The organism is Rhodohalobacter sp. SW132 (assembly GCF_003390325.1).
Taxonomy (GTDB): Bacteria; Bacteroidota; Rhodothermia; order Balneolales; family Balneolaceae; genus SW132.
Genome location: NZ_QUOK01000012.1, coordinates 1 through 11,622 on the forward strand (window position 1 = coordinate 1; position 11,622 = coordinate 11,622).

9 protein-coding genes are annotated in these 11,622 nt (G+C 44.2%); 6 read left to right on the top strand and 3 right to left on the bottom strand.

What is annotated here, in order from left to right:
• The coding region (locus DYD21_RS17860) for a WbqC family protein (protein ID WP_116038376.1) at nt 1–702 on the top strand (702 nt) is incomplete at its 5' end.
• Nucleotides 703–712: 10 nt separating this feature from the next.
• On the opposite strand, the gene DYD21_RS17865 is transcribed toward DYD21_RS17860, so the two are convergent.
• Nucleotides 713–2,080 (bottom strand): serine hydrolase, encoded by a 1,368-nt coding sequence (locus tag DYD21_RS17865; RefSeq protein WP_116038377.1) that lies wholly within the window; start codon nt 2,078–2,080, stop codon nt 713–715.
• 238 nt (nt 2,081–2,318) lie between these two features.
• Nucleotides 2,319–4,316, bottom strand: a complete 1,998-nt coding sequence (locus DYD21_RS17870) for a TonB-dependent siderophore receptor (protein ID WP_116038378.1) — start codon at nt 4,314–4,316, stop codon at nt 2,319–2,321.
• Nucleotides 4,317–4,849: 533 nt separating this feature from the next.
• On the opposite strand from DYD21_RS17870, the gene DYD21_RS17875 reads away from it, so the two are divergent.
• Together DYD21_RS17875 and DYD21_RS17880 are read left to right on the top strand one after the other, a co-directional pair.
• Complete coding sequence (locus tag DYD21_RS17875) at nt 4,850–5,665, top strand: hypothetical protein (protein WP_116038379.1); 816 nt, start codon at nt 4,850–4,852, stop codon at nt 5,663–5,665.
• Nucleotides 5,666–6,043: 378 nt separating this feature from the next.
• On the top strand, nt 6,044–6,484 hold the full coding sequence (locus tag DYD21_RS17880) for an Hsp20/alpha crystallin family protein (protein WP_116038380.1): 441 nt from the start codon (nt 6,044–6,046) through the stop codon (nt 6,482–6,484).
• Between the two features lie 196 nt (nt 6,485–6,680).
• Here the strand turns inward: DYD21_RS17880 and DYD21_RS17885 are convergent, their stop codons facing one another.
• Nucleotides 6,681–8,606, bottom strand: coding sequence for a histidine kinase dimerization/phosphoacceptor domain -containing protein (locus DYD21_RS17885; protein ID WP_116038381.1), 1,926 nt, complete (start codon nt 8,604–8,606; stop codon nt 6,681–6,683).
• Nucleotides 8,607–9,405: 799 nt separating this feature from the next.
• On the opposite strand from DYD21_RS17885, the gene DYD21_RS17890 reads away from it, so the two are divergent.
• From DYD21_RS17890 to DYD21_RS17900, 3 genes are all read left to right on the top strand, one after another.
• The gene (locus tag DYD21_RS17890) at nt 9,406–9,768 is read left to right on the top strand and encodes an AraC family transcriptional regulator (protein WP_116038382.1); all 363 of its coding nucleotides are present in this window, start codon (nt 9,406–9,408) and stop codon (nt 9,766–9,768) included.
• A 107-nt stretch (nt 9,769–9,875) separates the two neighbouring features.
• Nucleotides 9,876–10,493 (top strand): DUF4255 domain-containing protein, encoded by a 618-nt coding sequence (locus tag DYD21_RS17895; RefSeq protein WP_116038383.1) that lies wholly within the window; start codon nt 9,876–9,878, stop codon nt 10,491–10,493.
• On the top strand, nt 10,474–11,613 hold the full coding sequence (locus DYD21_RS17900; RefSeq protein WP_116038384.1) for a hypothetical protein: 1,140 nt from the start codon (nt 10,474–10,476) through the stop codon (nt 11,611–11,613). The genes DYD21_RS17895 and DYD21_RS17900 overlap by 20 nt, the downstream gene beginning before the upstream one ends.
• The last annotated feature ends 9 nt before the right edge of the window (nt 11,614–11,622 follow it).

An 11,622-nucleotide genomic window follows, 5' to 3' on the forward strand; every position in this document is an offset into this window, starting at 1 on the left:
CATCACTCAAAATTCAAAATGAATCTCGCCATTCTCCAGCCCGTATTTATTCCTGACCTGCACGACCTTGCCGTGATGATGGCGGTGGAAACAGTGGTTTTGCAGGATTCTGAGCAGTGGTCCCGAAAGGGGAGAACGCACCGGGCACAAATCCGAACGCCTGAAGGCGCGCAGTATCTGAATATCCCTGTTCGGACGGATGACCGGAAAAAAGCGATCTGTGAGGTGCGGATTGACCATTCCGAAAACTGGATCGAACCGATGCTGCGATCGCTGAAATTTAACTACAGCAACAGCGTGTATTACGATTTTTATGAACCGGAAATCAGGGCTGACCTGGAATCCGGTTCAGGTTTTGAATTCCTGCTGCCGTTTAATCTCTATATCCGTGAGCGAATATTCAGATATATGGAAATTGAGCTTAAAGCCACCTACCTGTACAGCAGTGAAATGGAAACGTATTATTCCGATCCCGATCAGCTTGCCAGGCAACTAAAAGCGGAAACCTATTACCAGGAACACGATGCGCGCCACTACCAGCGTCAGGGTAAAACAAAAAGTGAGCTTCCGTTCGAGCATCCCCAATACCGGCAGCATTTTGATGGATTTGAACCGTACTGCTGCCTTCTCGATTTACTGTTTCAGTATGGTCCGGAGAGCTTCAGGATTATTGACCGGGTTCTGGGCAGGGTGGGAAATTGAATTTCATACATTATTCACCTTCAGGTTCCAGTGAAAACTGAAATGATGATCCGCCCTGCGTGAATCTGAACTCTTTATACCGCTCCTCTTCTTCCGACATTTCTTCGAAGACAATCTCAATGCCTGCCTGGTCAAATCGCATCGTCCGCTCATCATAGATTGTAAGCGGAAATGGTCCTTGACCTGTAGCCTGACCGAACATGTTTCCATCCTCGGCAAACAGACGGATTTGCAGCGGGAATCCCGGCGAGGAGTAGGTTCCGGCGTAGAGCTCAAGCTGTTCTTCCCCGAGCGTAATAGGTTCAGATGTTTCGAAAGTGGGCATTTCGAATTCAACGTTGTATATAATAGAGTTGAGAGCGATCAATATGTTGTTAAAATTAAGGTTGACAGCATTGCCCAATACGGCATAGATATATTCATCTTCTGGCTGATACGCACTGTTTGACTGATATCCGTCGATTCCGCCATTGTGGCCAATGAGCGTTTTATCGTGAAATGGAAAGCGAATCAATCCCATGCCGAACGGCCCTTCAAATGAAACCATTGCTTCGAATGATTCTTCATTGAGCAGCTCCCCGTTAAAGAGCGCGTGATAGAAAAGCGCGGTTTCACGGGCAGTAGACACGATGGAGCCGGCGGCGTGCGGAACACTCATATCCGTTTCCGGTGATAGCTGCCACCCACCGCGGTAGAAAAAGGACGCTGCTTCACCGGCATCCGTATCAATTCCGTCACCCACATAGGTTAACATAAGGCCAAGCGGTTGTGAAATACGTTCCTGAAGGGCATCGGCATAACTCATTCCGGTGAGGTCTTCAATGATAAACCCGAGTAAAACATATGCCGTATTGCTGTATTCCACATCGGATCCCGCTTCAAATGACGTTCCGATCTGCTCAAAATTTTCAAGGTGCTGTTCACGGGATCTCGGCTCAGACATATATCCGGTATACTCCTCAAGATTCGTAAAATTTACCAGGCCCGATTGATGACGCAGCATCTGTTCAATAGTGATTGATTCCGATCCGGGAATTCCGGGGAAAAAATGATTGAGTGTAGTATCGAGTGAAAGCTGCCCCTCTTCGACAAGCTGCAGGATCAACACGGCAGTGTAACTTTTGGTGATCGATCCGATGCGATACTTTGATGAAGGCTGTGCCCGCTTGCCATCCTCGCTGATTTTTCCATACGCGTGCTCATATAGTGTTTCATCATCTTTCATGATGAACACGCTTCCCATAAAGCGATTATTCTTTTCAAGAAGAGAAAAGTATTGGTCGATTTTATCGGTATCCAGTGAAGATTGACCATACACTCCGACCGAAAGTGGCAGCAAGAAAAGTAAAAAGGATAGGGTACGTAATGATGAATTCATAACAGATCGGGTTAATTGGAAGATGAATTTTGATACGACATCTTCCGGGAAAAGTTGCTCATTTTCCCGAACCTGTTATGCCCGGATGGTGGAGTTCGAAACCATGTTAATCATATGTGATTTAATTCCCCGACATTCTGGGGCGGAAAGGACGTAAAGTCCCCCTTCGAAGGGGGACACTCCAGAATAATCTCCATATCGATCAAAAAATTATGGGATTCAATAGGGATTTTTTATATCAAAATTGAAGCTTTAGCCCGGCCATAATCCATCGGCGCGGCATTGGTGCTCCAAGGATCTCCTGGTATTCGGTGTCGGTAAGATTCATCACGCGGAGATAAACCGTGGAAGGGCTCCAGCCGGTCTGAGCTTCTATTTTTAGATTGCTCAGGAAATAGGCTGACGGAACATCTCCATCAATAATCTGGTCGGACTCTTCCGAACGAACATGGTAGCTGTTTTCTGAATGAAAGGAGATCCATCGTGCGGTGTACCGCAGCCCGAAGTTTACCTGGTGACTGGGGTGATTTGCAATGTACTTCGACGGATCATCGCCATCACTCGTTGTGCGAATAAAGGTGTAGCCGGCCTGAAGCCCGATGGCCCGGTTTTGATTCAGGTTATGGGTCAGATCAGACAAAAACTCCACACCCACTACGCTGCTCTGTTCGATGTTGGATGCGTAAAAATAGAGTTCATCCGGCTGCAGATTATCGGCATTTGTAATCTGATTGGAATTCACCAGTGCATAATCGATCAGGTTGCTCGATGATCGGTAGAAAACGGTTGGTGAAATTTTGACTGTACTGCGGGGTCTCCAGTCGAGCCCGCCGTCGATGGTAAATGAGCGCTCGGGACGAAGATCCGGATTTCCGATGTTTCGAAGCGGCTGCAGATCAGGAATTTGTGAAGAGATATAGCGCTCGGTAAAATCACCCACGCGAATGGCACGGCCTGCTGAACTGCGAAGCGTGACGGTGCCGGCGGTATAGGAGGCACTCAGCTGCGGCAGAAATTCAGCCGGCACGTTGCTGTCGAACTGAATACGGGCACTGGCCGTGACATTAAATCCGTTGAGCCAGCTGAAGGATCCAATCGCGTAAATTCCGCCCATATCGGTTTGATGGTTTCCGCGGTCGGTACTCTCAATCTGCTTGTTCAGGTACTGTGCACCCGCCATCAGGCGAATGTAATTGAACCGGTTTGAGATTGCATCACTCTGAAGTTCATATTGATGGGAGAGATTTACAAAGATCTGGTCAGTCGTGTGATCATTTGGCGGAATGGCACCGGGCATAAAATCGAACGTATCCTCCACATTCCGGTAGGAAAAATTAAGTTCGGAGCGGTGCGCATTTCGGTCGTGCGTGATTGCTGCAAGTCCCCATCGGCTGCCGATCTGTTCTTCAGATTGATCAAACTCACTGCGTGTGTAAAAATATCGGGCGCTGAAATCCCGCTCTTCAATACCGCCGCGGGTGTAGATGGTGAGGTGATCGGAGAGCCTGTAGGAGAGCGAGGAGGTGAAGGTGGTCAGGTTAAAATAGTTGTTGTAGGTGGGCTGATCAGAAGCACCGGCGTCAAAACCGGGATTGTCGAGCTCCTCACCGTCGGATGAAACGTGCCGCAGCGAGGTGCTGAATCTCCATCGATTTTGCTGGAGGTCAACGGCTATGTCGCCAAGCTGCAGGTTGTGCTGACCCGCGCCAAGATCGGCTGAAACGCGGGTTTGAAGCTGATCACTTCTCGATAGTTCACGTTCGAGGTATGACCTGGTTTTGATATGGATCACGCCGCCAACAGCATCGGCGCCAAAAGAAGCACTTGCAGGACCGCGAACGAGTTCAATCTGACCGATTTCAGAAAGAGAAACCGGAATATTGGTATTGAAATGAGCTGTGAGCGGATCGTTCAGCGGTACATTATCAAGCATAAACAGTACCTGTGAAAACGTGCTGCCGCGAACGCCCACATCCGCCTGTACGCCAAAACCCTGCCGCGCATTGATATTTACGCCCGGCAGTGACCGGAGCAGATCATCCACAGAAGTGACAGGCATCTGGTCGATATCACGCCGGGTGATTACCGAAACATTTTTTCCGCTTTCGGAAACGGTGGAAGAGATCCGGGATGCAGTAACAGCAATAGAATCAAGTTCCACCTCAACCTGTGAAAATACATCCTGAACAATAAAAAGAGCTATAAATGTGAGAGATAAGAGTAACTTGTAAAACATAGAATTTGTACATCTTTAAATTTTTTGATCAACCGGTGCAGAGATATTTCGTGGATTACCCGGTTTTTTTGATAGCTTAGTTAGATTTGTATGCTCGTACATACAGAACACGTATCGGATCGAAAAGATACAGGCATCGGAATTGAATAGAAACCTGAATCCATAAAAGGGTAAATCCAAAATAGAGAGGCAGATTATGGGATTACGCCAGACACAGGGTTCAGATGTTTCATTACGACTCCTTAAAGGGCGCTTACCTTCGATATCGATATTGCTCGTAAGGACTGGTTTTGTATGGAGCGGTTGAACTGTACTGAATTGCGCCGCAATTTGATGGTTAATTACCCTAAATATTCAGATATATCAGATAGAACTGCTGACCGAAAAAATAGTTTTTGTTCAGTTTCTTAAGCCTAAAGCCCGTTAAATTTTAATTTCATTTGATCATTGTTCGATAATTTTGATATTTAAGGGCTGTAAACTCACTATTATCAGGAGTGTGGCATTTTAAATGCAAATTTAATCCCGTTAGTATGTATGATGAAAAAGACTTAAAAACGATTCTTTCAAGGGCTTTACAAATTCAAAAACATAATGAAGGGAGCAGATCACTTTCCGGTTCCATTGAAAAACTATCACTCGATGAAATAGAAGAGATTGCCAGGGAATCGGGTTTATCCCCGGATTATGTAAGAGAGGCAGCAGTTGAACTGGAAGGCATCCCCAATGAGAAACCAATCTTTCTGGAAACTGGAAAAAATCATGAAATTGAACTTTTGGGTTATGCAAAAGGGGAAATTGATCAGAAAAGCTGGGCAGAATTACGATCTGTAATTGAAGAAAATTTTAAAAGTTCAGGAGTTGTAAGAAGATATCCGGATGGCGTTCAGTGGAATGTGAAGCCAACCGGTTTTTTTAAAATGTTCAAGTCGAATAACACAAAAAGTGTAGAGTTTCAAAATTCGGGACTGAGAACGATTATCCGAATTAAAAAGCATCTGAAATTATACCGGAGGATCTTGTATCCCGCCTACGGTTCCCTTGCAGGTGCCTGTATGGTGTTTGCTCTCTTACTCCGGTCGGGAGATATAGGAGCACTTATTGGAATTGCAGCATTTTTGGCTGTTTCGAAGCTATTTTTCAAATGGGCTGATTTTGTTAAGGAGAAATCAAGGGCAAATCTGCAGGACACCATGTCACAGCTTCAAACGATTATTAATCGAAAGTACAAAGCCAATAATCAAGATAAATTAAGCGGCGGTATGGTTATAGATGATAGTGCAGCAGAATCCAGCTCCTATGATAGGGATCAAAAAATGAAACCTTCTGTCAAGAGTCGCACTTCTTAGCATTTTTCAATTTTCGTCTGTTAATAAAAAAGGGATCTGCAAGCCCCGGCTGACGCCTACATTTTCTCTTTCTGTAGGGTAGGTTGATGGCCATTGATTCTTTTGAAGAGAGTTCGGAGTCAGGTTCTGCTCGTCAGCCCGCAGAGGCAGTGTGCAGACGAGGGTTGGGCAGTTGACATTTTTTCAAACCGAAAATGAAAAAACGTCATTTTCATCTCCGAAGTTTGACATTTTTTCAATTTTGAAAACCATTTAAACCGAGTGGCACAGCCGTTGCATGAATACTTAGTGAGTGTTGATGACTAACATTCATTCGTTCAAAGATTCGTAATCAAATCAAACAACCCTAAAAATAATTTAAACCTGGAGGTAACAGTCATGAGAAATCGAAATCTTCCAACCATGTTTGCGGATCGAAATTCAGATGTAGCCAGTTTGAGCAGCTGGATGGACCGCGTGTTTGATGAAGTTGTAAATCGTAACTCCGGAACATTTGTACCTACACTGAATGTCTCCGAAACGGATAAAACATTTGAAATTAATGTAGCACTTCCCGGTATGAGCAGGGAAGATGTTGAAATTCATTATGAAAATGATATCCTGACCATCAGCGGTGAACGTCGCTGGAAAGAGGAAGAGAAAGAAAACGGCCGCCGCTATCACAGAGTGGAATCAGGATATGGTACTTTCAACCGGTCGCTGCCATTGCCAAAAATTGTAGATGCTGAAAACATTTCTGCATCATTTGAAAATGGTGAGTTAATCATAACAGCGCCGAAATTAAAAGAGAAGGCCGGCAAAAAAATCGAAGTGAAATAAAACAGAGTCGCCGGTTTGAAACGTACACTAAAAGCCGTGGTAAGAGCCACGGCTTTTCTTTTTTGGTGATCCTGACACTAAGGAATTTCTATTTCTCAAATAGAGTGACCGGTATTCAAGGAAATATCAGGAGTGTTACGATCATAATTCTAATAATCACTGCTCCTGTTTTTGATCTTAGAATAGATAGTCAGCATCAATTCATAAATAGCTGGCTGTCGGAGCTGCCTTTGATATTTGATTTTATAAATGAGAGAACCAGCTTAATGTTGAAGTCATCCAAATCGATTTTGTAATCCGCTCCACACTGCTTCAGTAGCGAGTGGAACAGTTCTCTTGAGAGTTCATCGTTGCTGGAGGTGATATCGTATTTTAGAATGGAACATGCGTCACCCGTTTTGTAAATCTGCAGGCGAACCTGCTCGTCAACTTCATCCAGTGAGATGGTAATTGGATTGGGATCGCGACCCAGGCAGGCGTAAATCAATTGATTGATTGCGAGTGCAAATGGAATTGCCTGGTTGATGTTAATATCAACCGGAACTGACTCAATGGTTATCTCCGGGGCGTGGTCTCCAGAAGCATTTTTCGCCGCAATTGAGATAAGATCTTCAAGCAGGCTGCCAAACGGTACCTTAGAAAAAGAATCGGATTGATAGAGATTTTCATGTACCAGGGCGAGCGATTGAATTCGGGTGAGTATGCTCTGGATGGATTCAGAATCGGGCTCGCTACTGCTCATCTCAAGCTGGATAATGCCGGAAATCATCGCCAGGTTATTTTTCACCCTGTGATGAATCTCACCGAGCATCAGCTCCTTTTCGTGAAGGGACTCACTGATCTTCATCTGCGACTCTTTCTGCTGGGTAATATCTTTCAATATTCCCATTACTTTAACAGGAGCGCCCTCTTCATTTCGGTAGACCTCAGCCCGTTCAATCACGTGAATCTGTTCACCATCTGCACGGGTTACTTTATGTTCGCATGGGATAAATTCACCACCCCCGATTACACGGGTTACAGCATCTGTAAGTTTTTGTACATCCTCTTCACCTGGAAGCATTTCTTCAAACCTTTCGATAGAAGGTTCAAAAGTATCGGGGTCGGTTCTCATTAGTTGATGGAGCTGAGGTGACCAGGTGAGAATATCTTGCTGTGGCAGCCAGACCCAGTGACCAACCATGGCAATCCGCTGAGCCTGCGTGAGGATATTCAGCGTATCCTGATGACTCATTTCGATCTCTTTCATCTTCTGGATACTTTTGGCGGTAGCGTACCAGAGTCCTTTTTTTTCAGAAAGCGTAACCTCAAACCAAAAACAGTTTTCATTCGCAGATTTTATCAGTGTTTGCCTGGAAAAGTGGTCTGGACGATCATTAGAATCGGCCCATCGATTCAGTTCGTTAATAAACTCAGAGCCGTGGATCAGCTTGGTAAGCGGCTCTCCCGACAGGTCATTCGTGGAATACCCAAGAAGGTGCTGAACCTCGTCGTTGATGCTGAGAATCTTATATAATTTCGGATCGATGGTAAACATCAGATCCGCAGAATTTTTCAAAAAAGTAGCGGTTTTTTCCAGTTCAGCATTTCTTTTTCGCAGATTAAGGCGAACCTCAACCTCTGAGCTCAGAATGCTCAGGCTTTCGAGCTGATGATCCGTCAGCTTTCGAGGTTCCTGATCGATAACACAAAGTGTTCCGATGTTAGATCCGCCGCTTCCTTTAATATTATAGCCGGCATAAAACCGAAAATTAGGTTCATTAAGAACATAAGGTGAGTTTTTAAACCGGTTATCTTCGGCTAAATCCTCAACGACCATTCGTTTATCATTCTGAATGGTATGTTGACAAAATGTGTGTTCCCGCGGGTATCGGCCCACATCAATACCAACGGATGATTTTGTCCATTGGCTATCTTCGTCAATGAAATTGATCATTCCAATCGGGGCGCCGCAAATCCGGGCTGCGAGGCGGATAAGAGAATCAAGATTTTCATCACTATTTAATTCAGGAATATAGTACGATTGAAGTTCTTTAAGGCGAACTTCTTCTACGGTGATGGTACTGCCGTTCACCGCATCTCCCTGATACTGAGATGTTTGTAACGCTGAATGATTAGTCACTTCTGGTAGTAGAATCTTATTGAATAAATGTACACGGAAATTCTTTTCACAATAACAGGAGAACCTGAATTATAACCGTAGTTCGTTTATCGGTTGAAATTAATAAAAGCTTAAAACAGCGGACTTCAACGAGATTTAGCCTAAAGAATGGTGACTTTTTTTCCAAAACGAGTACCTCATTGTATCTAAACAAATGGTACCGCTTATTGTGAGAATTTGGATACTGAATATAATGGGAAATCTTACTCTTGATTGCAGAAGATTGTGGAGATTTGAGACCTTCATAAATAGGCTGTCCTTTGAAATATAGATTCCATTACCTGCTTTTCCACTATATCGGTGATGAAATAGTTTAACCCTTTAAACCTGAGTTCGCTTCTTAAATTTATCGTATATCAACAAAAACAGTCCAAAAAGGGCGTTAGTTAATTTGATTCGTCAACAATTATGTCATGCCGGACTCCGATCCGGCATCTCCTGCCTTGTTAAGGACGGGAGATCACGCATCGAGTGCGAGATGACGCCCTTTTTGGACTGTTTTTGACATTTTTAAATCGAACTCAGGTTTTAAAAATGAGGTTATTATTCAATTGGTTTTAAATAGTTTAGAAAATAAAAAATGGATGAAAATCAGATTATTATGATAGGTGTAAAGATAATTTCACGCTTAGTCTAATGTATAGGCTTGTTAAAATTGAGATACGATTTTGGTATAAAGAATAAGGGGTGGCATAGAAATTTTACAGGCTCTTAAGTAGACATATTGATAACGCAAATGTAATTGAAACAGGGGGTAAGTATGAGGGATAAAGTAGATGTATCAAACTCAATAAAAATATTGAACGAAAATCTGAACAGTGTTGCAAGAGTGGCAGAGTGGGCGGATGTAATGGGGTACGACTGCCCGAAAAAGTTCGCCAGAAGCTTTTTGAAGCATTACTACGAACGCCCGCAAGCCTACCTGAAATATGTCCGTTTGAAAAGTATTACTCGGGATTTGCGTGATGGCAAGCAGTCAAATTTCATGATTGCGATAAAACACGGAATTCCGGATGAGATTGCGCTCAATAAGTTTGTGAACTACCATCTTGGATGTTCACCCACTGATATTAAGCGAATGACGACTGAACAGGCTGAAAGATGTATTGGGAAAATTCGGTAGTAAAGTTCGGTAGTGAGACTCTACTATTATTTATCTATAGTGCATCATAGCAAATGTCTCATTCAACAGCCGGAAGGCTATTAAATTGTGTATAGAGAGGGAACTTAATGATACACACATCTCTAACTTTTCTAACCCGGCAGATCAATGAAGATCTGAAATTACGGACGGATGATCCCGATACGGAACGGATATTTTTGACAAGTGTGGCTACTGAAAGTGCCGGTATTGTGATTCCCGACAGCTCCCTGGGGCTCTCGCTGATCAATATCGAGGAGGAGAGACATTTTAAAGACCAGAAGACCACCGTCTTAAATGAAAATGGCATCGCCGAGCAGATGAATCCGGAGATTAAGCTGAACCTGTTTATCCTGATTTCGGCCAACTTCCAGGATACCCGTCAGCAGGATCCGAGTGATGATTATGTGGAAGGGCTAAAACAATTGTCGTACGTAATCTCTTTTTTTCAGTCCAAAAATGTATTCACCCCGGATAACTCCCCGGCCATGAGTGAAATCGATCCGGAGCTTCAAAAATTGGTAGTTGAGCTCTACTCCTATTCGTTTGAGCAGCTCTACAATTTCTGGAGTGTTGTTGGAGCGAAATATTTACCGTCGGTTCTCTACCGCGTCCGGCTGATTCGCTTCCAGGAGAAATCGATCAAATCTACGGCACTGCCTATCGAGAAAATTGGAATTCACAGTCATGGGAAGAATCATGGTTAGCATTAACTATAAAAGGCTGTTTAACCTCCACTTGTTTCATAATTATTATGAAAACGGGCGTCCGACTGGAATTCATCTGCATCCCGCTCATCAAACCGCCCGCAAGATGAAGGGGGCAAATATGCTCTTTAAGCGAATTCCGGGCGGTGTGGTTGTGCTGTATCGTGCGGGAGAGGACGAAACAACGCCGGTTGTTGAACTGGATCCCGATCAGCGGTTCACGTTCTTCATCACATCAGATCATAAAACCGAATTTCAGAATATCACGCAGCTGGATCTCGCACCAGATGACCGTTTTCATTCCGGCAGCATTCTTCATTTCAGTAATGATCCGGAAAATCCTTCTATCGATCCAGATCAGCCGGAAGGGATCTTCCATTCCATTCTTGACGGAACCCGAAACACGGTGTTCAACTATTTCTTTCAGATTGATGGTAACCCTGATGTGGTGCTCTTACAAGTTAGTAACGATGAGGGGGACTTGATATCCCTTGGTAAAACCGTTGATGGATCACCTCTGCCCACCTCTCTTACTCTGGAGAAAACCGATGAAGACACCTATAGCCGTAGACTTGATCTGCAAAACCAACCCGCCGGGCGATATACGGTGACTATCCGAAACGAAGATGATGACGAAACTTTAAAGGAAGAAACATTTTATGTGGACGACCGGCTGGCATCCCGCAATATTTTGGGTATTGCTGAAATCAAATATACCAGCGGAACCGGCCATCTCTATGGCGCCACCGAAGAGTACAGGCTCAGTTTTACCCGTAAAGAGACCATCTGGACCTACTACATTGTCAACAAAAACGGGAACGTTATTTTTGATGATCATGACCTCGAAATCACAGAACAGGTAACCAACGGTTCTCCTCCCGTGCAGTTTAGCGTCGATGGAGATCAGCCCAACACGGATATTAAAATCAACGGGCAAGAGACTGTGATTTTCAAATCGCAAACTCCCATTCCGTTTACCGACAGACCTAAAGCCAGTCTTCGGCTGCTTAGAAACCCCGGAAGCATAGAGCTGGTCGGGAACCTGCCAAACCCCTCTCATTTTGGTGTCGAGAAGGTGGTTAATGGCATTCCTGAAAGCGAAATATTTGTATTCATTTAACTCTAAATC